This is a genomic window from Stenotrophomonas sp. YJH_SMC_127 (genome assembly GCF_059372445.1).
Genome location: NZ_JCAFVO010000001.1, coordinates 816,125 through 840,808, shown reverse-complemented (window position 1 = coordinate 840,808; position 24,684 = coordinate 816,125). Strand labels below are relative to the sequence as shown.

The following is a 24,684-nucleotide window of genomic DNA, read 5'->3' as shown; positions in this document are numbered from 1 at the left end:
CGGGTTCACAGAACATCGCTATCGGGAATTCCCTGACAGCTGATTGGAGTTTTCTCACATCCCGTGTAGGGGTTGTCTTACCCGATAGCGGACATTGGCCCTATACAGCCGTCATCGGTCACAATCCTCGGTCATGAGCAGCGTACATATCCTTGCAATTGCCGGCACCTTCATGGGCGGCGTGGCCGCCCTGGCGCGGGAACTCGGGCATTCCGTCAGCGGCAGCGACCAGGCCATCTACCCGCCGATGTCGACCCAGCTCGAACAGCTGGGCATCACCCTGGACCAGGGCTACCGTGCCGACAGCGTGCCGGCCGGCACCGACGAGGTGGTGATCGGCAACGCGCTGTCGCGCGGCAATGCCGCCGTGGAAGCCGTGCTCGATGCCGGCCAGCGCTATATATCCGGCGCGCAGTGGCTGTCCGAGCAGGTGCTGCCGGGCCGCGACACGCTGGCCGTGGCCGGTACCCATGGCAAGACCACCACCACCACCATCCTGACCTGGCTGCTGGAAAGTGCAGGGCGCTCGCCGGGCTTCCTGATCGGCGGTGTCGCCGAGGATTTCGGAGTCTCCGCGCGCCTGGGCCAGGGCCGCGAGTTCGTGGTCGAAGCCGATGAGTACGACACGGCCTTCTTCGACAAGCGCAGCAAGTTCGTGCACTACCGGCCGCTGGTGGCCATCCTCAACAATCTTGAATACGACCACGCCGACATCTTCCCGGACGTGGCGGCGATCCAGCGCCAGTTCCATCACCTGGTGCGCACGGTGCCGGCGCGTGGCCGCCTGATCGTCAACGGCGAGGATCAGCACCTGGCCGAAGTGCTGGCGATGGGCTGCTGGACCCCGGTCGAGCGGTTTGGTTTCGATCCGTCGCTGGAGTGGCATGCCGAGCTGCTGGCCGCCGATGGCAGCGCGTTCCGCGTGCACCATCGTGGGCAGGCGCTGGGCGACGTGCAGTGGTCGCTGCTGGGCCGCCACAACGTGCTCAACGGGCTGGCCGCGCTGGCCGCTGCGCATGCAGTGGGCGTGGCGCCGGCCACGGTGATCCCGGCGCTGGCGCGCTTCCGCAGCGTCAAGCGCCGCATGGAAGTGATCGGCAGCCATGGCGGCATCACCGTCTACGATGATTTCGCCCATCACCCCACCGCGATCGCCACCACGCTGGAAGGCCTGCGCGCCAGGGTGGGCGATGCGCGCATCGTGGTTGCGATGGAACCGCGCAGCAACTCGATGCGGTTGGGCGCACATGCGCAGGCGCTGGCACCGTCGCTGGCGCTGGCCGATGAAGTGGTGTTCCTGCATCGCCCGGAACTGGCCTGGGATGCCGCTGCGGTGATCGCTGCGGTACGTGGTGACGCCCACGCGGTGCCGGATACCGACGCGTTGCTGGAACAGCTGCAGGCCAGCGCGCGCAGCGGCGACCACGTGGTGTTCATGTCCAACGGTGGCTTCGACGGCGCCCCGCGCCGCTTCCTCGCCGCGTTGCAGGCCCGATGAGCGTCGACAGCCCGCTGCCGCTGTTTCCGCTGCACACCACGCTGGTGCCGGGTGCGGCGGCGGGCCTGCGTGTTTTCGAGCGCCGCTATCTGGACCTGGTCCGCGACAGCGGCCGCAGTGGTGAGGGGTTCGGTGTCTGCCTGATCCTCGATGGCGAGGAAGTCGGCGCACCGGCGACGCCGGCGGCCTATGGTGTGCAGGTGCGCATCGAAGACTTCGATGTCGGTGCCGATGGCGTGCTGCAGCTTCGCCTGCGCGGCACCCGTCGCTTCCATGTCGAGCGTACCCGCGTGCGCGACAACGGCCTGGTGGTGGCCGACGTGCGCTGGTGCGAGGAAGATCCGGACGACGAACTGCGACCACAGCACGCGCTGCTGGCCACGGTGCTGGGGCACATCATCGAACAGGCCGGCGAGGCTTATGCGCCGTCCAACCCGGCGTTGCTGGACCAGGCCAGCTGGGTCGGCTGGCGGCTGGCCGAGCTGTTGCCGCTGAGCGAGCAGCAGCGCCTGCAGCTGCTGCAGATGGACGACCCGCACCAGCGATTGCAGCAGTTGCTGGGCTGGATGCCGTAGCAGCCTGCCTTGGGTGGGTGTGCACCTTGGTGCATACGCTGGGGCATGCGTGGAATGCCATCCACGCACGGCGTGGATCTACTGTAGAGCCGAGCCTATGCTCGGCTTGATGGTTCCCGCGAAGAGCAGCCGAGCATGGGCTCGGCTCTACAGTGGGTGATCGCGCACCGGTGCCGGTCAGGGCGTCGTGGTCTTCAACCGCAGCACCGGCAACGCGGTTTCGCTGTGCACGTCCTCGCGCTGCGGCAGGTCCTGCACGGCGTCCTTCACTGCGTTGAGCGCCGGGTCGACGCCACGCAGCGGGTGCCACATGCCGATCCACTCGAAATGACGCTCGTAGCGCAGGGTCTGCGCACTGCCCAGCCATAGCGGCGTATTGCCCGGTTGCAACTGCGCAGGGGCTGGCCACAGGCGCAGTACGTAGCGCTCATCGCGGTGTGTACCCGGGCGCACCATCAACAGCGCTTCCACGCGCGTGTCCAGCGTGGCTGGCAGCACCGGCAGTTCGTCGGCACCCGTGTTCTTGTCCAGCATCAGCAGCGCCTGCTGCCAGCCGGCCTGTTCCTGCCGCTTCCAGCCGCGTGCTTCCAGCTGCGCCTGCAGCGGGGCCAGCGGGCCCGCCACCTGCACGTCCAGCGGCCAGCGCTGGTCGTCGTCGAACTCGTTGCGGCGCGCCGGCAGTGTCGCCCAGTCGTGCTGCCACCAGGCCTGCATGTCCATCGCCTGCGCCGCCGGCAGGGTCGGCTCGAAGCGTTCCAGCTTCACCGGAATGTGGCGCGGCGCGTACCACATCGCCGCCACGGCGAAGACACCGTAGAACAGCCACGCCACCGGCTTCACCCAGAACGAGCGGTTGAAGCGGCGGCGGTAGGCGATGCCCAGCACCAGCAGCCAGAACGTGCCGAACAGCATGCCGCCGATCACATCGCTCAGCCAGTGCGCGCCCAGGTACAGGCGCGAGAAGCCGATCAGGCTGACCACGATGCCCGACACCAGGTACGGCCAGACACGGGTGCGGCCAGGCATCTCGCGGGCGATCAGCACCGCGAAGAAGCCGAAGGTGATGGTGGCCATGGTCACCGACACCGACGGGAAGCCAAAGCCACTGCTGGCATCGACCGGTCGCACCACATCCACCGTTGCGCCGAGCAGCATGGTCAACGCCAGGCCGAAAGCAAGCGCGGCCAGCCAGTGCGCGGCTGCCATCCAGCGGCGGCGCCAGATCAGGTAGCCCATCGCTGCAGCGGTGGCCGGCAACAACACCTGCCAGGCGCCCAGCGATGCCAGCGCGGCCATCGGGTAATCGGCCAGCGGATTGCGCAGCGCCAGCATGGCCTGGTGCACCAGCAGGTCGATCGCCAGCGGCTCGCCATGGGCGACCACCACGGTCAGCAGCGCGAACCAGCCCCAGCCCAGCACCAGCAGCATCAGCGCCAGCATCGCCAGCGGCACCGACTCGCGGCGCTTCGGGTCCAGCACACCGACGGTGTAGCGGCCCAGCGTCGGGTGCCGGTTGGACCAGTCCAGCAGCCGCGCCAGCCAGTTGTCCATGCGCGCGGCCGACCAGCGGTAGCCGTACAGCACGATGGCCCAGACCAGGCCGAGGATCACTGCCAGCAGGCCGACCACCACCACCAGTCGCCCTGCGACGGCGGCCACCGCGTCGTAGGCCTCGCCGAGCACCCAGCCCGGTGCCAGGAACAGCACCGCCCACGAAATGCTGGCGATGCCACTGGCCTGCATGTAGCGGCTGGCCGGCATTTTCATCATGCCCGCGATGGCCGGCACGAACGGCCGGATCGCGCCCACGTAGCGTGCTACCAGGATGCTCTTGAAGGCATTGCGGCGGAACAGGTTTTCGCCGCGGTCGAGCAGCTGCGGGTAACGGCTGAAGGGCCACACGCCACGCAGGCGGTCACCCCAGCGGCGGCCGATCCAGTAACTGATGCCATCACCGGCGAATGCGCCCAGTGCGGCTGCGGCCACCGCGTACGGCCCGGAGATCTGGCCCAGCCCGATGAACACGCCCACCGCGAACAGCAGCGGCAGGGCCGGCACGATGGCACCGAGAATGATCACCGCATCGCAGAAGGCGATGAGGAAGATAACGGCACCCGCCAGCACGGGGTGAGCGGCAATCCACGCGAGGGTGGCGTCGATCCATGAAGAGTCCATTGCCCGATTATAGGGGCGTGAAGGTGACTGGTTCCCAGCCGCTTGGTGACCGTTTGCAACGGGCGCCATCGCCTAGAATGGGCACATGCCGCATTCGCCAGACACGCCCTCGCACGCCCTGAAGGCCGACAGCTTCGGTCGCATCCTCCTTGTGGAAGGGCCGGCCGGCCCCTTTGTACGCCGTGATCTGGGCGCCACACCACTGTGGTTGCGGCTGCCAGCCTGGTGGCTGGCCCGCCGTGAAGCACGCGCACTGCGCCACATCCACGGCATGGCCGATGTGCCGCAGCTGCTGGCGTGGGATGGACGTCATCTCGACCGCAGCTTCATGGCCGGCGACGCCATGTACCAGCGTCCGCCTCGCGGTGACCTGGCCTGGTTCCGCGCCGCGCGTCGCCTGCTGCAGCAGCTGCATCGCAATGGCGTGGCCCACAACGATCTGGCCAAGGAAGCCAACTGGCTGGTCACCGACGATGGCCGCCCGGCGCTGATCGACTTCCAGCTGGCGGTGATCGGCAACCCGCGTTCGCGCTGGATGCGCCTGCTGGCCCGTGAGGACCTGCGCCACCTGCTCAAGCACAAGCGCATGTACTGCCGCGAGTCGCTCACCCCGGTGGAAAAGCGGGTGCTCAAGCGCACCTCGTGGGTGCGCGAACTGTGGTTCGCCACCGGCAAGCCGGTCTACCGCTTCGTCACCCGCCGCATCCTGCATTGGGAAGACAACGAGGGGCAGGGGCCGAAGCCGTGAGCCGTGCGCAGGTGGTGACCGGCCCGCCGAGCGCGGGCAGCGTCCTGCGCCCACAGCTGGCCGGTGCCGACTTCGTGCACGCCTGCCAGGCGACGACCCGTCGCGATGGGCGCTCGGCCTTGCAGGCCTATCGCGACATGGCGGCGACCATTCCCGGCTGGTTCGATGGGCTGATGGCGCTGCGCAATCGCGGCATGCGCCTGCTCGGCATGAAGCACCTGGGCTCGTTGCGCGCGGTGCAGGACATCGCGCAGCCGCGTCCGGGGCAACGGCTGGGCATCTTCACCCTGCAGTCGCTGGATGACGATGCCATCGTGCTGGAAGACGACGACCGCCACCTGCGTGTGCAGCTGGCCCTGCAGTGGCAGGGCGATGTGCTGGAAGTGGCGACGGTGGTGCATACGCACAACGCGTTCGGGCGTGTGTACATGCTGCCGGTCGCCCCGGTGCATCGGCTGATCGTGCCGCATCTGCTGAGGAAGCAGGTGCAGGCGTACCGGTAGATCCACGCCATGCGTGGATGAATTAAGCAATTCAATGGTCGCGTGCAAGTGAGTTTGCCGTCACCGATGTCAGCCTGCCAGGCAACAACGCGGAGCTGTGAGCGGCGGGGTCGGAGGCGCGTTGATCGGTGCCATTGGTCGAGGGACAGTTACAGTGGGAGGAGCTGTCGCGATTCAAGCGGTGACCAACGCCTTCACGGGGGCGGGCAGTGTTCTTGCTCAGAATGCCTAGGAAGGAAAGCCCACGTCCGGTGCGGAGCTTGCGTCAGCGATGGCGGGTAGTGTCGGCGGCGGTCTAGTTGCGAGCGGAATTGGTGTGGCTGCTGGTGATTTTGCGGGAGCTGCGGCCAAAGGGAATCTACAAAGGATGGTCGCCTCCTCTGCACCCGGGGTGCCAAATATGGCCCATGCGACCGCGTCAACTGCAGCAGCTATTCCGAAGCAGAGCTTGGGGCAGGCCACCATGTCACAGACTGCCCAGGCATCAGCTCAGATGGCGACTGCGGCAGCACAGAAGGAACTGGAGAAAAGGAAGTGAAGACATCAACGCGTTCTTTGTTAGTTTATGAGATAGGAGGGGTGCTGTTCTTTGCGCTGATCTACGTCATCCTTGACTACAGAGGGATTGGCAACGCGGCTCGAATTGCTCTTTACCCTTTTTTTGTGTTTCAAGCCTTTCTGCTGTCGTCATATTTTGTAGATGCCTTGAAGGGTAGATGGCGTCGCTGAGTTTGGAAGCGGGCAACAGAACGAAATGAGCAACCCAATGCATACCGTTTCCAGCGTTGAAAGAGCGCTGATTGAAGCTGTGGCAGTCTGCCTGCCTGCGGCCTCTGCTTCGCAGCTTCAAGCCGACCTGGCTTCCGCAAGCGCTGTGGAAACCAGTCTGGGTGGAGCTCGGGTGGGATTCGTCATTTCTGGATATGAGCGTCCGCCGTATCTAGGGCAGCACGCATATCCCGTCGAGCTGCAGATGCAGGACGCAGATGGTGCTGAACTCACGCCGATTCTTCATGCGGACGCAAACGACCGGCTACTGGAGCTGGAGATCATTCGTTGGGATGGTGGCGAGCTGATATCTCCGCAGATCGAGAGCGTGGTCTGCTATGCATGAGGTGGCGAAGAAGGATTCTGGTGACGACAAGGGCAATGTGCAGAATGCCAGCCTCGAAGAGCCAGTGGATGTCGCGGAAGCGCTTGCGATGTATCAGCGCTTGATGCTTGAACGAAGCGATGCGGCGTTCGTCGCCGACTTCATGGTGTTCTGTTGGCAGGCCGTTGATCCCGGGCGCGTCGCCGCATTGGACTTGCCTGGGGACGTTGTGGATGCGTGCGCTGATCAGCTATCCCTGCTGATGCGGATGGAGGATCAGCAGGATCAGCAGGATCAGCAGCGCGCGGCGCCAGCTTTCTGGAAGCGCTACATCGAGTGGGCGGACTACGCCATCGATTTCCCGCTTGATGAACGCAAGCGGTTCATCTGTGAGGCACCTGGCTACCTGGAGCCAGCATTTTCTGTGTTCGTGGCCACTGGCGGTGCTGAGATGAGGTCTGAGGCGATGGAGCTCCTGGCTGAGTACTCCGGGTCTGGCACAGCGAGGGCTGCCTATGTCAGATCGGTGATCGAGAGTCGGCTCAGCTCTGAAGGGTCATATGGTCATCAATCCGTCGGTGGCTGATGGCTGTCAAAGGGGTCTGCCCATCACAACGGAAAGTGGTCGACGTGCAACGGTTTGAATAGAGCACTTGGTATATCCCTGCTGCTGGCAGCGGGTGGGACGGGTCTGGTTCCCGCCTTTTCCAGAGACAAGCATCCAGGCATCTGCCAAGGAATGAGTGGGTCGCGCAATGATGTGCAGTCCTGCCAGACACCGCTGCAGGCGCTTCTTGCGAACTCGGGCGGCTATGATGGCGGGCACTTTGCTGCGTTCGGCTACCTGCTCCATGAGGGTGGAAGCAGTGATGCCCTCGGCCCCTCCGCCGATGCGCTGGTCGATCTGAGTGGCGCGGAGTACGAGGACTCCGTGCGTGGCATCGAGCCAGGCCTGTACTTTGTCATGCTCCAGGGGATGTATTACGCGGGGGGGGGCAGTGAACGGTGCCTGCGTGGGCGAACTGAGGGCGCCTTTCATATCGTGCACATCAAAGGTCGATGAGGTTGATTGACCAGAGTGCTGTTGAGGTAATGCATGTGGGACTGCGCACACGCCATCCTCTATTACGAGAGCCAAGGGCAGGACTCGCTCCTGGTGCATGAGAACGTGTACCTGATCAGTGCCGATAACGACGAGCGCGCTCTTGAGAATGCAAACGCGCTTGCTCGCGGGTATGAGGATCCGAGCGGCCGCCTGATGGGTGAAGACGGTAGAGCGCCCCTCTATCGATGCGCCGGAATCCGCAAGCTGATATCAGTAGAGACTGATGAGGACCTTGCCGAGGGACGCCTGCACTCCGGTGTGGAGGTCACGTACTCCGTCATGGCGGTGGATACGTTGGATCAGGTGAGACGTCTTGCCCGTGGTGATGGCGTGGAAGTGCTGTACCAGGAATGGAAATGTAGAGCCGAGCATGGCTCGGCTCTACAGAGGCGGGTGACCTTACGGCGTCGCCGGCACCACCTGCTGGCCAATGAAGTTGCGCTTGGCGTCGAAGTCGTACGCGATCTGCAGCTGGCCCACATCCGGGCAGGCGTGGCAGTCGCGCAGCGGCGTGCGGTACATCACGCGGATGCCGTCGTTCTCCAGCGGCGTGGCCCCGGCCGACTGCGCCGGTGCGAACGGCGTGGCCTGCGGGTGGTCCTTAAGCAGGGCCTGCACGGTGGGATCGGCACGCAGGGTGTCGTCCAGCTGCACGGCATCCACATCAATGCGCTTGCCGGTGGCGTCGACCAGGCGGGTGCCCTCGTTGGTGTTGGCGCGGAACGGATATTCGACCGTGGCAATGCCCAGGCCTTCGTTCTCGTGCCAGGCCGTCACGTAGGCCAGCTCGCCGCCGGTGGACAGCTGTTCGGCGGCGGTGATCGCATCGGCGCTGGCGCCGCCGGCGCGCATCGCATCGCGCAGGCAATCACGCGTGGCCGCGTTCTCGCCCTGGCGGCAGGCGTTGAGGTCGCCATCCCACACCACTGCCTCGCTCCAGCGCAGCTTGCCGTCGGCGGCGGCCTTCTCTGCGCTGGGGGTGTCACCGGCAGGCGGCTCCTTGCCGGGTTCCGGCGAACGGCCCTGGCAGGCAGTCAGCAGGGCAAGCCCCAGGGCAGGCAGCAACAGGCGGGAACGGCGCATGGCGTGGACCTCGTGCGTTGACTGGAGGCCCGAGTATCGTCAAGGCCGGGTGAACTCCACGTCGGCGCGGCATACTAGCGGCTCATTGCATACGCTGGAGTGTGGAACGTGGGCAGTCTGCAGGGCAAAACGCTTTTCATCACCGGTGCCTCGCGCGGCATCGGCCTGGCCATCGCACTGCGCGCTGCGCGCGACGGCGCCAATGTGGCCATTGCGGCCAAGTCATCGGTGCCGAATCCGAAGCTGCCAGGCACCATCCATACCGCGGCCGAAGCGGTAACAGCAGCGGGCGGCCAGGGGCTGGCGCTGAAGTGCGACATCCGCGAGGAAGAGCAGGTGCACGCGGCGGTTGCGGCCACGGTCGACACCTTCGGTGGCATCGACATCCTGGTCAACAATGCCAGCGCGATCTGGCTGCGTGGCACGCTGGATACGCCGATGAAGCGCTTCGACCTGATGCAGCAGGTCAATTCGCGCGGCAGCTTCCTGTGCGCGCAGGCCTGCCTGCCATACCTGCTGCAGGCGCCGAACCCGCACATCCTCACTCTCGCGCCGCCGCCGAGCCTGGAACCGAAGTGGTGGGGCGCGCATACCGGCTACACGCTGGCGAAGATGGGCATGAGCTTCGTCACGCTCGGCCTGGCCGCGGAATTCGGCCCGCAGGGTGTGGCGGTGAACGCGCTGTGGCCGCGCACGGTGATCGCCACCGATGCGATCAACATGATTCCGGGCGTCGATGCGGCCGGCTGCCGCACGCCGCAGATCATGGCCGATGCTGCGCACGCGGTGCTGGTGCGCGAGGCGGCCGGTTTCCACGGCCAGTTTCTGATCGACGATGACGTGCTGGCGCAGGCGGGTATCACCGATCTGTCCGGCTATGCGGTGGATCCATCGCGTCCGTTGTTGCCGGATCTGTTCCTGGAGTGATCGCGCGTCGCCGGCAGAGGCCGAGGGCTGCGACCTTCGGCCTGCTGCGCTAGAATGCGAGGCTGTAATCGTTTTCAACAAGGACGTGAACCCATGTCACGCACTCTTTCCGTCGCGGCGCTGGCCGCTTCGCTGTCGATTGTCCTGGCTGCCTGCGGCGGCAAGGCACCCGCAACCACTGGCGACGCCGGCCCTTCCAGCACGCCCGACGCCAGCGCGGCGCCGTCCGACGCACAGCAGCAGTTGACCGCCAAGCTCAACGCCTACATCGGCTGCTTCAACACGCTGGATTCGAAGACCCACGGCAGCATCGAGTCCTATACGCGCTGGATCAAGGACGTCGAGGCCGGCCCGAGCGGGCGCGAGACCCAGGTGTACGGTCCGTTCGAGATCAGCGACTACGACATGAAGCAGTGCGATGGCCCCGTGACCGAGGCGATGGCTGCCAAGCCGGCGCTGGCCGAGCTCGATGCCGCTGCTGGCCATTACCAGCAGGCGCTGAAGGCACTGGTGCCGCTCAGCAAGGACGCGCACGACTATTACGATCGCCAGGACTACGAAGACGACCAGTTCGCCAAGGGAAAGCAGCTGCACGCGCCCTTGATGGCCGCCTTCAAGGAGTTCGTGGCTGCCAGCGAAACGTTCAACGCCGAGCTGGAGCGCCAGAACGACGCCGCCCAGCGCGAGCAGCTCAAGGTATTGGAACAGGCCGAGGGACGCACGCGCGAGTACTACCGTCTGGCAATGATGCTGGAAGCCAAGGCCATCATGGATCTGATGAGTGAGGATGACTTCGATCAGGCCAAGGCGCGCGAGCGTCTGGATGCGTTCAACCGCATTTCCGACGAAGCGCATGCGAAGGTGGCTGATCAGGAGCCGGGCAAGCTGGACTGGAACAGCTTCGAGCGTGAAGCCGAGAACTTCCGGCGCGAAGGCAAGGAGCGGCTGCAGCGCGTCAGCGAGAAAAAGCCTTACAGCGATTTCGAACGGCGCATGCTGGATTCGCCGTCGATGGCGCCGCGTGGCTCCGCCAACAAGCTGATGCAGGAATACAACTCGCTGGTTTTCCAGAGCAACCGCCAGTAGCGCTCCCGCTCATGGCGTGATCAGCGAGCGCCGGTGTACATCGCCGGCGCTCGCATCAATGACTGAACGCATCCGGTAGTTCACCCCCGCACTTGCGGCAATGCCGTGCATCCGGCTCGTGGCCTTCCAGCCCGCAGTGCGGGCAGCCACGCGCATCGCGGCGCGCGGCCAGCTCGGCTTCACGCATGGTGCTGGCCAGCTCCGCGGTGTAGATGCCGGTGGGCACGGCGATGATGCTGTAGCCGATCAGGATCAGCACCGACGTGACGAAGCGGCCAAGCACGGTCTGCGGCACGATGTCGCCGAAGCCGACCGTGGCCATGGTCACCACCGCCCAGTACATGCTGGCCGGGATGTTGGTGAAGCCGTGTTCGGGGCCCTCGATCACGTACATCAGCGCGCCGGCGATGATGGTGATGGTGATCACCGTGAACAGGAACACCAGCACCTTGCGCCTGCTGCGCCACAGCGACGTCATCAGCACGCCGCTTTCCTCGATGTAGCGGGTCAGCTTGAGGATGCGGAACACGCGCAGGATGCGCAGCGCGCGTACCACCAGCAGGCTCTGCGCGCCGGGGATGAACATCGACAGGTAGGCGGGCAGGATCGACAGCAGGTCGATGATGCCCCAGATGCTCACCGCGTAACGCAGCGGGCGCTTGACCACGGCCAGCCGCAGCAGGTACTCGGCGGTGAAGATGATCGTGAAAGCCCATTCCAGGATGTACAGGCCGGTGGACCATTCGGCATGCAGGTGCTGCACGCTGTCGATCATCACCACCAGGATGCTGGCGACGATCGCCACTACCAGGATCAGGTCGAAATTGCGCGAGGGCCGCGAGTCGTGGCGGTAGATGATGTCGAACCACCGGCGGCGCCAGCCGGTCTCGGTGGCGGGGTTCAGCTGGGGGGCAGAAAACGGTCGCATGGGCGCATTGTGCCGCAGGGGTTCCGGCGCGAGAATGGGGATTCCTGAACCCTGCCGACTGCCATGACCGCCGCTACCGATCCGCTGATCTCCCTTTCGCACTATTACCTGCCGGTCTACAAGCCCCGCCAGGTGGTACTGGAGCGAGGCCAGGGCGCCCGCGTGTGGGACAGCCAGGGCCGTGAGTTCATCGACCTGGCTGCCGGCATCGCCGTGTGCGGCCTGGGCCACAACGATCCGGACCTGGTGGCCGCACTGGTCGAGCAGGCCGGCAAGCTCTGGCACACCAGCAACGTGTTCTACAGTGCGCCGCCGCTGCACCTGGCCGAGGAGCTGGTGAAGGCCAGCCGCTTCGCCGAGCGCGTGTTCCTGTGCAACTCCGGCGCCGAAGCCAACGAAGTGGCGATCAAGATGGTCCGCAAGTGGGCCTCCAGCCAGGGCCGCCCGGCCGACAAGCGGGTGATCATCACCTTCCGTGGCAGTTTCCACGGCCGCACCCTGGGCGCGGTGACCGCCACTGCCCAGCCGAAGTACCAGGAAGGCTATGAGCCGCTGCCCGGCGGCTTCCGCTACATCGATTTCAACGATGAAGTACAGCTGGAAACCGCGATGGCCGCCGGCGACGTGGCGGCGGTGATGCTGGAGCCGATCCAGGGCGAGGGCGGCGTGATGCCGGCCAAGTCCGGTTTCCTCAAGCGCGTGCGCGAACTGTGCGACCAGCACAACGCACTGCTGGTGCTGGACGAGATCCAGGCCGGCATGGGCCGCACCGGCACGCTGTTCGCGCACTGGCAGGACGACGTGGTGCCGGACATGGTTACCCTGGCCAAGGCACTCGGTGGCGGCTTCCCGATCGGCGCGATGCTGGCCGGCCCGAAGGTGGCCGAGACCATGCAGTTCGGCGCGCACGGCACAACCTTTGGTGGCAACCCGCTGGCTGCTGCGGTGGCCCGCGTGGCGCTGCGCAAGCTGGCCTCGGCGGAGATCGCCGCCAACGTCAGCCGCCAGTCCAAGGGGCTGCGCGATGGCTTCGCCCGCATCAACGACGAGTTCGGTGTGTTCAGCGACGTGCGTGGTCGTGGCCTGATGCTGGGCGCGGTGCTGAGCAAGGACTTCGCCGGCCAGGCCGGTGCGATCCTCGACCACGCCGCCGAGCAGGGCCTGCTGACCCTGCAGGCCGGCCCGGACGTGCTGCGCTTCGTGCCGTCGCTGAACATCACCGACGAAGAAGTGGCCGAAGGCCTGAAGCGCCTGCGCGCGGCGATTGCCGCGTTCATCGCCGCGCGCTGAGGCCATCGTGCCGGGGGTCGGATTCCCTCTCCTGCGGAGAGGGCTCTGACCCCGTTGCTGAGGAATGCCCGTAGAGCCGAGCCCATGCTCGGTTCATCGCGATGCCAGGCCACAGCAGCCGAGCATGGGCTCGGCTCTACAGTGGTTCACGCAATCCGGTAACGCTTCAACACCTTGCCCAATCCCCGGCCATCGCGCACGGTTTCCGCGTGCAGGCCGGCAGCGCGCGCGCCACGCACATTGGCGAACAGGTCATCGACGAACAGCGTGCGCGATGGCGCCACGTCCAGCGCTTCCAGCGTGCGCAGAAACACCGCCGGCGCAGGTTTGCGCAGGCCGAAATCCGCACTGCAGAACACGCGCGCCTGCAGGGCAGGAAACAGTTCCGGCAGCAGGGTGGGCAATGCCTGCTGCATCAGCGCGCCGTTGTTGGTCAGCACCGCGATTGGCAGTTGCAGGGCCTGCAATCGTTGCAACACGGCCGCCTGAGGATGGCTGGCGGCCCGTCGCGCCGCGGTCCATGCAGCCACATCGACAGTCGTGCCCAGAAGCTCTCCCAACTGCGCCAGATAGGCCGGGCCATCCAGCGTGCCATTGTCATGCGCTGCTTCCAGACCGCTGTCGTACAGCGCGGCCTGTACGGCGTGCGTCGGAACCTGCAGTGTCCGGGCCAGATGCAGCACGCGTTGCCCGCGCTGGTACTGCACCAGCACGCCATCCACATCCAGCAGCAACAGGTCGATCCGCATCGGCTGAGCATGCCATTGCGATGAGTGCGCGGGAAACCCTGGAGCTGGCATGCGACAGACGGTCGCAGACGGCGCCGCAGGGGGCTGCCTAGAATGGCGCTTGAATCCGCAGGAGATGCAACGATGAAGGCTTGGAGGGTGGCAGTGGGACTGGGTGCGCTGATGCTGGCGCCGTCGGCGATGGCGCGGGTGTGTGCGGTGAGCATCGACAGCACCGACCAGATGAGCTTCAGCAGCCGCGAGATCAAGGTTGCCGCTGATTGCACCGCCGTGGACCTGACCCTGCGCCATACCGGCAAGCTGGCGGTCACCGCGATGGGCCACAACTGGGTGCTGACCCGCAGCGCTGATTACCAGCCGGTGGCGATGGCGGGCATGCGCATGACCCTGGCTGACAGCTACCTGCCGAAGGCCGACAAGCGCGTGCTGGCGCACACCAAGGTGATCGGCGGCGGCGAGACCACGCGCGTGCGTTTCTCTACCCAGGGCCTGCAGAAAGGTGGCGACTACACCTTCTTCTGTTCGTTCCCCGGCCACTTCGCGATGATGAAGGGCAAGTTCCTCTTCGGTTAGAAAAAAAAGGGGACGGAGGGGATTAAGTCGTTTGTGCACAAACGACTTAATCCCCTCCGTCCCCTTTTTGCGATCAGCCCTTGGTGGCCTTGAACGCCACGCGTGCAGCGGCGAGGGTGGCCTCGATCACCGCATCGTCGTGCGCGCTGGACAGGAAACCGGCTTCGTACGCCGACGGCGCCAGGAACACGCCCTGGTCCAGCATCGCATGGAAGAAGCGGTTGAACGCCGGGATGTCACAGGCAGTGGCCTGCGCATAGGTCTCCACCTTCTCGCTGGTGAAGAACAGCCCGAACATCGCGCCCACGCGGGTGGTGGTCACGGCCACGCCGGCTTCGGCGGCGGCCGCTTCCAGGCCGGCACACAGGCGCGCGGTGCGCTCGGCCAGGTCGGCGTGGAAGCCCGGCTGCTGGATCAGTTCCAGCATCGCCAGGCCGGCGGCCATCGCCACCGGGTTGCCGCTCAGCGTACCTGCCTGGTAGATCGGGCCGGCCGGGGCGATCTGCTGCATCAGCTCGCGGCGGCCGCCGTAGGCCCCGACCGGCATGCCGCCGCCAATGATCTTGCCGAAGGTGGTCAGGTCCGGGGTGATGCCGTAGTGCGCCTGTGCGCCGCCGAGGGCGACGCGGAAGCCGGTCATCACCTCGTCGAAGATCAGCAGCGCGCCATGCTTCGTGCACAGTTCGCGCAGGTGCTGCAGGTAGCCCTCGCGCGGCGGGATGCAGTTGGCGTTGCCGACCACCGGCTCGATGATCAGGCCGGCAATGTCGTCACCCTGCTGCGCGAACAGCGCAGTGGCCGCTTCGAAATCGTTGTAGGGCAGGGTCAGGGTCAGTTCGCTCAGCCCGGCCGGGACGCCCGGCGAGGTCGGCACGCCCAGGGTCAGCATGCCGCTGCCGGCCTTGACCAGGAACGAGTCGCCATGGCCGTGATAGCAGCCTTCGAACTTCACGATGCGGTTGCGGCCGGTCGCACCACGCGCCAGGCGGATCGCCGACAGCGTGGCCTCGGTGCCGGAGTTGACCATGCGCACCATCTCGCACGACGGCACCAGGCGGGTGATGGTCTCGGCCATGGTCACTTCGGCTGCGCACGGCGCGCCGAAGGACAGGCCGTTGTCGATCGCCTTCTTCACCGCCTGGCGCACGGCCGGGTGGTTGTGGCCGACGATCATCGGGCCCCAGGAACCGACGTAGTCGATGTAGCGGTTGCCGTCGACGTCGTACAGGTAGGCGCCGTCGGCGCGCTCGACGAAGAACGGTTCGCCACCGACCGATTTGAACGCGCGTACCGGCGAATTGACGCCGCCCGGCAGCAGTTGCTGGGCGCGGGAGAACAGGGCGTGGGACTGGTCGTGGTTCATGGGGCTTTCCTGGGCGTTACGCGAACTGGGCGAGGTAGGCGCGCTGGGTCGCGACCGGGTCTTCGGCGGCGAACACGCTGCTGACCACGGCGACCAGATCGGCGCCGGCGTCGATGATGGGACCGACATTGTCCGGCGTCAGGCCGCCGATCGCCACCCGCGGCACGCCCAGTGCGGCGCTTTGCCGCAGCAGGCCGGTATGCGCGCGGCTGCTGGTGACCTTGGTCGTGGTGGGGAAGAACGCGCCGAAGGCCACGTAGCTGGCGCCGGCGGCCACGGCCTTCTCTGCATTGGCCAGCTGGTCGTAGCAGGAGGCGCCGATGATGGCCTCGGCACCGAGCAGGGCGCGTGCGCTGGGGATGTCACCGTCGGTGCCGCCGAGGTGCACCCCCGCCGCGCCAACGGCTTTGGCCAGCGCCGGGTCGTCGTTGACGATCAGCGGCACGCCGTGTTCCGCGCACAGCGCCTGCAGGGCGGTGGCCTGCTCCCGCCGCAGCGCGTCACTGGCGGTCTTGTTGCGGTACTGCAGCCAGGTGGCGCCAGCGGCCAGCAGCGGCGCGGTACGGGCCAGCAGGCGTGCGGTATCGGGCTCGTCCGGGGTGATCAGGTAGACGCCGCGGGGCGCCGGGGAAGCAGAAGTCATCGATGGCTACCGGTGAGTGGACCGCGATGGGACAATGGCGGCCCGTGAATCCAGCCCTGATTATCCGATGAGCGATGCCACCCCCACCACCTTGCGCACCTGGATGTGCGTGGTCTGCGGCTTCCTGTACAACGAAGCGGAGGGCCTGCCGGAGGAGGGCATCGCGCCGGGGACGCGCTGGGAGGACATTCCGGAGACCTGGACCTGCCCGGACTGCGGGGTCACCAAGGCCGATTTCGAGATGGTCGAGGTCGATTGATGAGGGTAGGTGTGGACTGTTGGTCCACACCCCGGCACCCTCAATGCAGCCGCGGCATCGGTCCGCCGAGGTCGATCAGCTTCTCGCGCAGCCATTGCGCATCACTGGCTTCCGGGTTGCGCTTCAGGTACTGCCCCAGATCGTGGCGGGCACCGGCCAGGTACTCCAGTTGCAGGTAGGCCAGGCCGCGGTCACGCAGCGCATCGTCCTGCTCCGGGGCGAGCTTCAGCAGGCGGTCGGCACTGCGCGCGGCGCGGTCCCATTCGCCGGCCTCGGCATACACGCCGTGCAGGTTGCGCAGCATGCGCATCAGGATCGCGCGCGCCGGCGCCGGGTCCAGAATCTGCGCCAGCACCTGGTCGTCGGGCATCTGCCCGCCCAGGTGTGACTTGGCGCGTTCGCGCAGTTCGTCCACGTCCAGCGGGCGACCACCATTGAACGGGTCCATCACCAGCACGCCGTCGTCCACCGGCAGGCGCACCAGGAAGTGGCCGGGGAAGGACACGCCGTCGAGCGGAATGCCCAGCCGCCGCGCGACTTCCATCTGCACCAGCGCCAGCGAGATCGGGTTGCCCAGCCGGCGCTCGAATACCTGGTTGAGGTAGCTGTTGCGCGGGTCGTAATACTCGTCGTGGTCGCCGCTGTAGCCCAGCTCGTCGAACAGGTGGCGGTTGATCGCCGCCATCTTCAATGGACTGTTGTCGATGCTCTCCACTTCCGAGCGGAGGTGGTCGACGTGGCTCTGGATCAGCGCATCGTAGGTCGACGGCTGCAGATCGGGGTATTCATCGCGCGCGATCAGCAGCGCGGTCGGCAACAGTGGCAGCGCCTCGTCTTCGAGGTCGGCCAGTGCATCCCAGTCGGGGAGTGTGATCCGGTCCTGCATGGCCACAGACTGGCGTCATTCGCAGGCCGTTTCAAGCGGTGCCGCGTGAAAAATGCAGGGGTCAGATCTCTTTCGCGTGCGAAAGGGATCTGACCCCTGCAGGGGTGCCGGCCAGCGGCCGGCACTACTGCGGGTGCCGGGCGCAGCCCGGCCGTACCTTACTTTTCGATGCCCGGGCCGAATTTCAGCTCCGTGCCGTCCTTCAACTGCAGCTTCTCGGCCTGGCCGGCGTTGAGTTCCAGCACGTAGCGCGCCGGGCCACCGCTGGGGTAGGGCGGGCACATGTCGCCGGCCGAGCACGGCGGTACGTCGCGCTGCTGGCTGACCAGCCTGCGCTGGCTGTCGAAGTACAGGATGTCCAGCGCGATCCTGGTGTTCTTCATCCAGTACGCCTGCATTTCTTCGCGGTCGTGGATGAACAGCATGCCGTGGTCGGCCGCCATCTGGTCGCGGAACATCAGCCCGCGCGCGCGGGTTTCATCGTTGGTGGCCAGCTCCACCTGGTAGCGGGCGCCATCCAGTTCGACCCAATGGCGGGCCGCGTCGGTGGCACAGCCGGCCAGGGCCAGCAGCGGAAGCATCAGCAGCGAACGCAACAGCGACATCGTCAGGATCCTTCGGAAGGGTCAGAGCACGACCGGCGGCTCGCCGCCGACGATCACCACGTCGGCGCGACGGCGCGCGAACAGGCCCACGCAGACCACGCCCGGCAGTTGGTTGAGCTCGCGCTCCAGCTTTTCCGGATCGGTGATCTGCAGGTTGTGGATGTCCAGGATCTGGTTGCCATTGTCGGTGACCACGCCTTCGCGCCAGGTCGGCTGGCCGCCGGTCATGTCGCGGATCTGGCGGGCGACCAGGCTGCGCGCCATCGGGATCACTTCCACCGGCAGCGGGAACCTGCCCAGCACCGGCACCTGCTTGCTCGGGTCGACGATGCAGATGAAGCGCTCGCTGGCCTCGGCGATGATCTTCTCGCGGGTCAGTGCGGCGCCGCCGCCCTTGATCAGGCACTTGTTCGGATCGCACTCATCGGCGCCGTCCACGTACAGCGACAGGTTGCCGCTGTGGTTCAGCTCGATCACTTCGATGCCGTGCTGCTTCAGGCGCGCGGTGCTCTGCTCGGAGCTGGACACGGCGCCCTTGATGCGGTGCTGGATGCGGGCCAGGGCATCGATGAAATAGGCCACGGTGGAACCGGTGCCGACACCGACGATCATGCCGTCTTCGACGTATTCGATGGCTTTCTCGGCGGCCAGGCGCTTGGCTTCGGACATGGGAGAACTCTCAGGCAGGGAATCAGGATTTCTTTTCCAGCGACAGCAGCAGCTTCCACTGCGCGGCGGTCACCGGGAACACCGACAAGCGGTTGCCCTTGGCAACCAGCGGGAAGCCTTCGCCCAGTTCCTCGGCGTGCAGCTTGATCTCGTCCAGCGCGATCACCTGCTTCAGCTTGCGGTCGAAGGCCACGTCCACCAGCATCCAGCGCGGGTTCTCGCGCGTGCTCTTGGGGTCGTAGTAGTCGGATTTTGGATCGAACTGGGTGTCGTCCGGATAGGCGGTGCTGGCCACCGTGGCCAGGCCGACGATGCCCGGCACCTTGGTATTGGAGTGGTAGAACAGGATGCCGTCGCCCACCTGCATGCCATCGCGCATGAAGTTGCGTGCCTGGTAGTTGCGCACCCCGTTCCAAGGTTCGACCTTGACCTTGGCCAGGTCATCGATGGAGAAGGCGTCCGGTTCGGACTTCATCAGCCAGTAGCGCTTGCGGGCGGTCATGCGTTCACGGGGGCAGCGGAGGGGAACAGGGTGCCGTCTTCGGTGCAGATCGCATCCACCGGCACGTCCCACGACGCCACCGGCAAGGACTCGACCTGCTGCACCGCGAACGCAGCACCGACCAGCCAGGGCGGCGCCGGCCGGTCATGGCGGAAGGCGAAGCTGCGATCATACCAGCCGCCCCCCATGCCCAGCCGCCGGCACTGTGCGTCGAAGCCCACCAGCGGGGCCACCACCAGCGCCATCTGCGCCGGTTCCAGCGTATCGTCCAGCGCTACGTCCGGTTCGGGAATGCCGTAGCGGTTGCTGGTCAGCGCCTGCCCCGGCCGCCACGGCGCGAAGCGCAGCACGTCGCCGGCCAGCACCGGCAGGCAGTAGGTGAGCCCTTCGGGCAGTTGCAGCTGCCAGCGGTGCAGCGCGATTTCGCCATCCAGCGCCCAGTAGCCGGCCACGGCGCCTTCGCGTGGGGCGAACGGCAGGGCGAGCAGGGCATCGGCAAGGGATTCGGCGGCAGCAATGCGCTCACCGGCGGAAAGGTCGCGGCGGCGTTGCCGCAGGTCGTGGCGCAGGGCCTGGCGCGGGTCGGTCATGGCAGCGTGCGGCAAGGATCAGCCGCCATTGTGCCGGAAAGAACAAGGGCGACGCCCGAAGACGCCGCCCTTGCTGGAATATTGCATTCTCCGCAATGTCGATGCATGCGAAACGACCTTGAACCCGGGGGCTCAAGTGGGAACGCTGGAGAACCATCGGGCTTCCCGCTACAAGGCGGACCTGCACTCCCGGCGCTGTCGCGCTCCCGGTGTCGTTCTTAAGGGACAAGGCGAATGTTTGCACATGCCGTCGAGTACCGCAGAGAACGCGTGGCCATTATAGCCAGCGTGCAGGATCTGGATAGGCCGTTCGTCGGCAACAGTCCGTGCCAATTCAGATATGCGAAAAGGGGACGGAGGGGATTAAGACGTTTCCGGCACGGATGGGGCGAATGCGCCTTAATCCCCTCCGTCCCCTTTTTCTAGGGGGTGCCGTCGATCGCGCGGTCGAGGCGCCTGTTCAGGTCGGCCAGCGTCTGCTGCAGGGCCACGGCCTGGCGGGCGTTCTCGTCGCGCAGCAGCTGCAGTTCGTGGGCCAGGTTCAGTGCGGCCAGCACGGCGACGCGGTCGACGGCGGCCATGCGGTTGCTGCCGCGGATTTCGCGCATGCGCGCATCGAGCAGGCGCGCGGCGGCCATCAGGCTGTCGCGTTCATCGCCGCCGACACCCACCGTGTATTCACGATCGAGGATGCGGACACTGACCGGTTCGGCGCTCATGTGTGCTGCTCCAGGGATTTGAGCCGGCTGATCATTGCTTCCACCCGCGAGCGTGCCTGCTCGTTCTTGGCCAGCAGCGTGGAACGCTCGGCCACCAGCTGTTCCTGCTGGTGGCGCAGGCTGCGGTTCTCCTCGGCCAGGCGCTGGTTGCGTTCGAGCAACGCTTCCACGCGGGCGGCGAAGTCCTGCAGCTGGGCAAGGGGATCGGCGGGTTCCATGCGGGCACGATAGGCAAGCCGGGCAAGGGCGGTCAAGCGTTGTCGCAGCAAGGCCTGGCGGCCGCAGAGAGGACGCCGCCGGGTTGCTACACTACGGGGTCTCACGGGCGCGCGCGTGCGCGCCCCGGGTTTCCTTCTCCGAACGAGCCGCACGATGACCGAACTTCCCTCCGTCGACGACGTTACCCGCGCCAGCCAGGAACTGGGCCTGGGCGCTACCGCTGCCGAGCTGCACGGTGCGCTGTGTGGCTGGCTGGCCGCCGGTGGCGCCCCCGGCAACGACTGGCCGGCACGGGTGCTGGCCGACGACAACCTGCCGCCGGTGGCTGCCGACAGCGTGCTGGGGCAGCTGCTGCAGGCGACCATCAAGCAGCTGGAAGACCGCGACTTCGCCTTCGAACTGCTGCTGACAGACGGCGACGATGTGTCCGCGCAGGCCGATGCCATGTTCAGCTGGACCCGCTCGTTCCTGGGTGGTTTCGGCCTGGGCAGCGGTGGCCGTCGCCCGACCTTGTCCGAAGAGGGTGAAGAAGCGCTGACCGACATGGCCAGCCTGGCGCGCGCCTCCAGCGAGGATTTCGAAGCGGGTGGCGATGATGACGACGAAGCCCTGTCGGAGATCGAGGAGTTCATCCGCGTGGCGGTACTGCTGCTGCACGGTGACGTGGTGCTGGCCTCGCGCCATCGGCAGCGCCTGAACTGATGGACATCAAGCAGCGCACCGGCATCGCGGCGGGCGAATACAAGCGTCGGCGCCGCCAGCTGATGGACATGGCCGGCGAGGACGCGATCCTGGTGCTGCCGGCCGCGGCCGAGAAGGTGCGCAGCCTCGATACCCATTACCCGTTCCGCCAGGACTCGGACTTCCAGTACCTGAGCGGTTTCCCGGAGCCGGAGGCGGTATTGGTGCTGATCCCGGGCCGGCGCCACGGCGAGGCCATCCTGTTCTGCCGCGAACGTGATGCCGAGCGCGAAGCCTGGGACGGCAGCCGTGCCGGCCAGGAAGGCGCGGTGGCGCAGTACGGCATGGACGATGCGTACCCGATCGATGATCTGGACGACATCCTGCCGGGCCTGTTGGAAGGCCGTTCGCGCGTCTACTACCACTTCGGTCGCGACGCCGATTTCGACCTGAAGCTGATCGGCTGGGTCAACCGCGTGCGTTCGCAGGTGCGCCACGGCGCGCAGCCGCCGCATGAATTCCTTGAACTGGGCCATCTGCTGCACGAGCAGCGCCTGTTCAAGTCCGGCGCGGAAGTGGCGCTGATGCACCACGCTGCGCAGATCAGCGTGCGTGCACATCTGGCGGCGATGAAGGCTGCCAGGGCCGGCATCCACGAATACGAGCTGCAGGCCGAGCTGGAACGCGTGTTCCGCGCCAGCGATGCGGTGCCGGCGTATTGCAGCATCGTCGGTGCGGGCCGCAACGGTTGCATCCTGCATTACCGGGACAACAACGCGCGTTCGCGCGACGGCGAGCTGGTGCTGATCGACGCCGGTGCCGAGTACCGTGGCTACGCCAGCGACATCACCCGCACGTTTCCGGTGAATGGCCGCTTCAGCGCCGAGCAGCGTGCACTGCACGACCTGGTCGGCGATGCACAGGCCGCCGCGCTGGCCCAGGCCAGGCCGGGCGTGCCGTACGAGGCCGGTCACCTGGCCGCGGTGCAGACCCTGACCGAGGGCCTGCTGCGGCTGGGCCTGCTGAAGGGGACGCTGGAAAAGAACCTGGCTGAAGGCCTGTACCAGCGCTTCTACCGGCACAAGACCGGGCACTGGATCGGGCTGGACGTGCACGATGTGGGCGATTACCGCCTGGCGGGCGATTCGCGGCTGCTGGAGCCGGGCATGGCATTCACCATCGAGCCGGGGCTGTACATCGGCGTGGACGATACGGCGGTGGAACCGCGCTGGCGCGGCATCGGCATCCGTACCGAGGATGATGTGCTGATCACCGACGACGGTCATCGCGTGCTGACCGAAGGTCTGGCGCGCAGCGCCGACGAGATCGAAGCGGTGATGGCGGGGTAAGGGGTGTTCTGCAGGGCTTGCAGCCCTGCACCCGCAGAGGCAACAGCAACAGCAACAGCAACAGCGCGCATTCCGTGGGATGGCGGGGCACTGTGGGTGTGCGGGGACGCCGTGAACCCATCCATGGGGGCTTGGTCGCGGCATCCATGCCGCTCACACCCCGCAAACCCACAGTACCCCGCCTTCGACAGGTTCACGCGGCTGTTGGCAACCGCGGTTATTGGCACGCGCGGCTGTTGGTAGGTGTCGACCTTGGTCGGCACGGAGCGAGCGCAGCGAGCGACCCGCTTCTGCTTTTCTTTCTTCTTTTTCCGTGGTTGGACGCGGCAGGAAACTGTCAAAGGACGGGCGGGGTGGGTTTGCAGGACCGTTGGCGCCATGGATGGCGCCATCGAGCCCCCATGGATGGGTTTACGGCGTGTCCTGCAAACCCACCCCGCCCGGCCAAGCGCGGCCTTTGATATCAGCGCCCGACCACGAGGGGCTCAGCCGTTGGCCGCCGCAAACGCCGGCCGCGTCAGGTTGTCCGCCTCGCCCTCGGTGCACAGCACTTCGTCTTCAATGCGGATGCCACCATACGGACGGAAGAAATCCACGCGGTCCCAGTTGATCGCATCACCATGGCCGGCATCCTTCACTTCGTTCAACAGCATGTCGATGAAGTACAGGCCCGGTTCAATGGTCACCACCATGCCCGGTTGTAGTACGCGAGTCAGGCGCAGGTACGGGTGGCCCGCCGGGCGCTCGATGCGGCCGCCCTCGTCGCTGGCCGCGAAACCGGCCACGTCGTGCACCTGCAGGCCGATCAGGTGGCCGATGCCGTGCGGGAAGAACGCGGCGCTGACGCCGGTCTCCAGCGCGGTCTGCGGCGAGACCTTGATCACGCCGAAGTCCTTCAGCACGCCCATCAGCGAAAGATGTGCGTCCACGTGCAGCTGCCTGTAGTCGAAGCCCGGGCGCACCGCTGCGCACATCTGCTGCTGGGCGGCGTCGACGGCAGCAATCATCGCAGCGAATTCATCGTGGCCCTGCGCGGCGTAGGTACGGGTGATGTCGCTGGCGTAGCCGTGCGCGCTGGCGCCGGCATCGATCAGGAAGCTGCGCAGCGGCTGCGGCGCCTTGCGGCCCAGCTCGGTGTAATGCAGCACGGCGGCATGTTCATTGAGCGCCACGATGTTGCCGTAGGGCAGCTCGTTGGCATCCTGGCCCACTGCCTGGCAGTACGCCATGTGGATGCTGAATTCGTCGGCGCCGTTGCGGAACGCGGCTTCGGCGGCGCGGTGGCCGCGCACGCCCAGCACCTGCGCCTGGCGCATCAGCGCGATCTCATACGGCGTCTTGCTGCCGCGGTGCCATTCCAGGTAGTTCACCACCGGTGCCGGGTTGTTCGGCACGTAGCTGCCCAGCGCGCTCTGCGGCTCGCCGAGGATCGCGCAGCGCGACGGGTCGGCCGGCAGCAGGGCCAGCGCCTCTTCGGGCTTGCGGATGATGTGGATGTCGAAGTGCTCCACCCACCAGCCACTCGGTGCGTCCGGTACCACGTGCCAGTAATCGAAGGGCTGGTGGAAAATCACCGCCGGGCGCTTGCCCGGGGTGAACACGATCCAGCTGTTGGGCACCCGGGTCAGCGGCAGCCAGGCCTTGAACTGCGGATTGACCGCGTACGGGTAGTCGCGATCGTCGAACACCTGGTAGTGCAGGGTGCCGCTGGGCACGACCAGATGGTCGAAGCCGCCGCGGGCCAACGCCTGTTCGGCACGTCGGCACAGCACGGCCAGGTGGTCGGGGTACAGGGCGCCGGGGTCTTGCTGGATCATTGCGGTGGCTCGACACGGAAAACGGCCCTAGATTCTGCCGCATACCGGG

28 protein-coding genes, 1 other RNA gene and 1 pseudogene are annotated in these 24,684 nt (G+C 66.3%); 15 read left to right on the top strand and 15 right to left on the bottom strand.

Features of this window, described 5'->3' with window-relative positions; translation table 11 throughout:
• The first annotated feature begins 133 nt into the window (after nt 1-133).
• Nucleotides 134-1,498, top strand: coding sequence for a UDP-N-acetylmuramate:L-alanyl-gamma-D-glutamyl-meso-diaminopimelate ligase (gene mpl / locus AC5QAB_RS03780; RefSeq protein ID WP_164110842.1), 1,365 nt, complete (start codon nt 134-136; stop codon nt 1,496-1,498).
• Nucleotides 1,495-2,073 (top strand): LON peptidase substrate-binding domain-containing protein, encoded by a 579-nt coding sequence (locus AC5QAB_RS03775; protein ID WP_495233164.1) that lies wholly within the window; start codon nt 1,495-1,497, stop codon nt 2,071-2,073. The genes mpl and AC5QAB_RS03775 overlap by 4 nt, the downstream gene beginning before the upstream one ends.
• A gap of 177 nt (nt 2,074-2,250) precedes the next feature.
• Here AC5QAB_RS03775 and AC5QAB_RS03770 read toward each other — a convergent pair whose 3' ends face one another.
• On the bottom strand, nt 2,251-4,248 hold the full coding sequence (locus AC5QAB_RS03770) for a bifunctional DedA family/phosphatase PAP2 family protein (RefSeq protein WP_495233163.1): 1,998 nt from the start codon (nt 4,246-4,248) through the stop codon (nt 2,251-2,253).
• An 85-nt stretch (nt 4,249-4,333) separates the two neighbouring features.
• On the opposite strand from AC5QAB_RS03770, the gene AC5QAB_RS03765 reads away from it, so the two are divergent.
• The 6 genes and pseudogenes from AC5QAB_RS03765 to AC5QAB_RS03740 form a co-directional block, all read left to right on the top strand.
• Nucleotides 4,334-4,996 (top strand): serine/threonine-protein kinase, encoded by a 663-nt coding sequence (locus AC5QAB_RS03765; RefSeq protein WP_032956028.1) that lies wholly within the window; start codon nt 4,334-4,336, stop codon nt 4,994-4,996.
• Complete coding sequence (locus AC5QAB_RS03760) at nt 4,993-5,499, top strand: DUF2867 domain-containing protein (protein ID WP_032956030.1); 507 nt, start codon at nt 4,993-4,995, stop codon at nt 5,497-5,499. The genes AC5QAB_RS03765 and AC5QAB_RS03760 overlap by 4 nt, the downstream gene beginning before the upstream one ends.
• Before the next feature lie 766 nt (nt 5,500-6,265).
• Nucleotides 6,266-6,613 (top strand): DUF6984 family protein, encoded by a 348-nt coding sequence (locus tag AC5QAB_RS03755; RefSeq protein ID WP_032956031.1) that lies wholly within the window; start codon nt 6,266-6,268, stop codon nt 6,611-6,613.
• 1 nt (nt 6,614) lies between these two features.
• On the top strand, nt 6,615-7,178 hold the full coding sequence (locus AC5QAB_RS03750; RefSeq protein ID WP_032956033.1) for a hypothetical protein: 564 nt from the start codon (nt 6,615-6,617) through the stop codon (nt 7,176-7,178).
• 153 nt (nt 7,179-7,331) lie between these two features.
• Nucleotides 7,332-7,655, top strand: a complete 324-nt coding sequence (locus AC5QAB_RS03745) for a hypothetical protein (RefSeq protein WP_495233162.1) — start codon at nt 7,332-7,334, stop codon at nt 7,653-7,655.
• Nucleotides 7,656-7,688: 33 nt separating this feature from the next.
• A pseudogene (locus tag AC5QAB_RS03740) lies at nt 7,689-7,910 on the top strand (DUF4288 domain-containing protein); the annotation flags it as partial.
• A gap of 186 nt (nt 7,911-8,096) precedes the next feature.
• Here the strand turns inward: AC5QAB_RS03740 and AC5QAB_RS03735 are convergent.
• Nucleotides 8,097-8,780, bottom strand: a complete 684-nt coding sequence (locus AC5QAB_RS03735) for a hypothetical protein (RefSeq protein WP_069117940.1) — start codon at nt 8,778-8,780, stop codon at nt 8,097-8,099.
• A gap of 108 nt (nt 8,781-8,888) precedes the next feature.
• Here AC5QAB_RS03735 and AC5QAB_RS03730 point away from each other — a divergent pair, with 108 nt between their 5' ends.
• A complete protein-coding gene (locus AC5QAB_RS03730) occupies nt 8,889-9,707 on the top strand; it encodes an SDR family oxidoreductase (protein WP_014648303.1) in 819 nt (272 codons plus the stop codon).
• Between the two features lie 93 nt (nt 9,708-9,800).
• The gene (locus tag AC5QAB_RS03725) at nt 9,801-10,793 is read left to right on the top strand and encodes a YiiG family protein (RefSeq protein WP_100450565.1); all 993 of its coding nucleotides are present in this window, start codon (nt 9,801-9,803) and stop codon (nt 10,791-10,793) included.
• A gap of 55 nt (nt 10,794-10,848) precedes the next feature.
• On the opposite strand, the gene AC5QAB_RS03720 is transcribed toward AC5QAB_RS03725, so the two are convergent.
• Nucleotides 10,849-11,721, bottom strand: a complete 873-nt coding sequence (locus tag AC5QAB_RS03720; RefSeq protein ID WP_014648300.1) for an ion transporter — start codon at nt 11,719-11,721, stop codon at nt 10,849-10,851.
• 63 nt (nt 11,722-11,784) lie between these two features.
• Between AC5QAB_RS03720 and AC5QAB_RS03715 the strand changes: the two genes are divergently transcribed.
• Entirely contained in the window at nt 11,785-13,011 is a 1,227-nt protein-coding gene (locus AC5QAB_RS03715; protein WP_134966335.1) for an acetylornithine transaminase, read from the top strand.
• 146 nt (nt 13,012-13,157) lie between these two features.
• Here AC5QAB_RS03715 and AC5QAB_RS03710 read toward each other — a convergent pair whose 3' ends face one another.
• Complete coding sequence (locus AC5QAB_RS03710; protein ID WP_495233161.1) at nt 13,158-13,760, bottom strand: HAD-IA family hydrolase; 603 nt, start codon at nt 13,758-13,760, stop codon at nt 13,158-13,160.
• A 123-nt stretch (nt 13,761-13,883) separates the two neighbouring features.
• On the opposite strand from AC5QAB_RS03710, the gene azu reads away from it, so the two are divergent.
• Complete coding sequence (azu, locus tag AC5QAB_RS03705) at nt 13,884-14,333, top strand: azurin (protein WP_032956045.1); 450 nt, start codon at nt 13,884-13,886, stop codon at nt 14,331-14,333.
• Nucleotides 14,334-14,406: 73 nt separating this feature from the next.
• On the opposite strand, the gene hemL is transcribed toward azu, so the two are convergent.
• Nucleotides 14,407-15,696, bottom strand: coding sequence for a glutamate-1-semialdehyde 2,1-aminomutase (hemL, locus tag AC5QAB_RS03700; RefSeq protein WP_049407023.1), 1,290 nt, complete (start codon nt 15,694-15,696; stop codon nt 14,407-14,409).
• A 16-nt stretch (nt 15,697-15,712) separates the two neighbouring features.
• Nucleotides 15,713-16,339: a thiamine phosphate synthase gene (thiE, locus tag AC5QAB_RS03695; protein ID WP_126411326.1), complete on the bottom strand. Its 627-nt coding sequence runs from the start codon at nt 16,337-16,339 to the stop codon at nt 15,713-15,715.
• 34 nt (nt 16,340-16,373) lie between these two features.
• Between thiE and AC5QAB_RS03690 the strand changes: the two genes are divergently transcribed.
• Complete coding sequence (locus AC5QAB_RS03690; RefSeq protein ID WP_075076014.1) at nt 16,374-16,598, top strand: rubredoxin; 225 nt, start codon at nt 16,374-16,376, stop codon at nt 16,596-16,598.
• 40 nt (nt 16,599-16,638) lie between these two features.
• Here AC5QAB_RS03690 and AC5QAB_RS03685 read toward each other — a convergent pair whose 3' ends face one another.
• From AC5QAB_RS03685 to AC5QAB_RS03650, 8 genes are all read right to left on the bottom strand, one after another.
• The gene (locus AC5QAB_RS03685) at nt 16,639-17,484 is read right to left on the bottom strand and encodes a SirB1 family protein (protein WP_024957828.1); all 846 of its coding nucleotides are present in this window, start codon (nt 17,482-17,484) and stop codon (nt 16,639-16,641) included.
• Between the two features lie 158 nt (nt 17,485-17,642).
• A complete protein-coding gene (locus AC5QAB_RS03680) occupies nt 17,643-18,089 on the bottom strand; it encodes a DUF192 domain-containing protein (RefSeq protein WP_014648292.1) in 447 nt (148 codons plus the stop codon).
• 21 nt (nt 18,090-18,110) lie between these two features.
• A complete protein-coding gene (gene rpiA, locus AC5QAB_RS03675; RefSeq protein WP_014648291.1) occupies nt 18,111-18,758 on the bottom strand; it encodes a ribose-5-phosphate isomerase RpiA in 648 nt (215 codons plus the stop codon).
• Nucleotides 18,759-18,780: 22 nt separating this feature from the next.
• On the bottom strand, nt 18,781-19,260 hold the full coding sequence (locus AC5QAB_RS03670) for an EVE domain-containing protein (protein WP_014648290.1): 480 nt from the start codon (nt 19,258-19,260) through the stop codon (nt 18,781-18,783).
• Complete coding sequence (locus AC5QAB_RS03665) at nt 19,257-19,850, bottom strand: 5-formyltetrahydrofolate cyclo-ligase (protein ID WP_049440492.1); 594 nt, start codon at nt 19,848-19,850, stop codon at nt 19,257-19,259. The genes AC5QAB_RS03670 and AC5QAB_RS03665 overlap by 4 nt, the downstream gene beginning before the upstream one ends.
• Before the next feature lie 83 nt (nt 19,851-19,933).
• A non-coding RNA gene (ssrS, locus tag AC5QAB_RS03660) (6S RNA) lies at nt 19,934-20,119 on the bottom strand.
• Nucleotides 20,120-20,272: 153 nt separating this feature from the next.
• Nucleotides 20,273-20,569 carry a cell division protein ZapA gene (locus AC5QAB_RS03655; protein WP_005410899.1) on the bottom strand — a complete coding sequence of 99 codons (297 nt, stop codon included), beginning with the start codon at nt 20,567-20,569 and terminating at the stop codon, nt 20,273-20,275.
• Nucleotides 20,566-20,787 (bottom strand): TIGR02449 family protein, encoded by a 222-nt coding sequence (locus tag AC5QAB_RS03650; protein ID WP_005410898.1) that lies wholly within the window; start codon nt 20,785-20,787, stop codon nt 20,566-20,568. The genes AC5QAB_RS03655 and AC5QAB_RS03650 overlap by 4 nt, the downstream gene beginning before the upstream one ends.
• Nucleotides 20,788-20,941: 154 nt before the next feature.
• Between AC5QAB_RS03650 and AC5QAB_RS03645 the strand changes: the two genes are divergently transcribed.
• Together AC5QAB_RS03645 and AC5QAB_RS03640 are read left to right on the top strand one after the other, a co-directional pair.
• Nucleotides 20,942-21,490, top strand: coding sequence for a YecA/YgfB family protein (locus AC5QAB_RS03645; RefSeq protein ID WP_014648288.1), 549 nt, complete (start codon nt 20,942-20,944; stop codon nt 21,488-21,490).
• Nucleotides 21,491-21,495: 5 nt separating this feature from the next.
• On the top strand, nt 21,496-22,818 hold the full coding sequence (locus AC5QAB_RS03640; RefSeq protein WP_180886890.1) for an aminopeptidase P N-terminal domain-containing protein: 1,323 nt from the start codon (nt 21,496-21,498) through the stop codon (nt 22,816-22,818).
• A gap of 485 nt (nt 22,819-23,303) precedes the next feature.
• Here AC5QAB_RS03640 and pepQ read toward each other — a convergent pair whose 3' ends face one another.
• On the bottom strand, nt 23,304-24,635 hold the full coding sequence (gene pepQ / locus AC5QAB_RS03635; RefSeq protein ID WP_053494771.1) for a Xaa-Pro dipeptidase: 1,332 nt from the start codon (nt 24,633-24,635) through the stop codon (nt 23,304-23,306).
• Nucleotides 24,636-24,684: the final 49 nt, after the last annotated feature.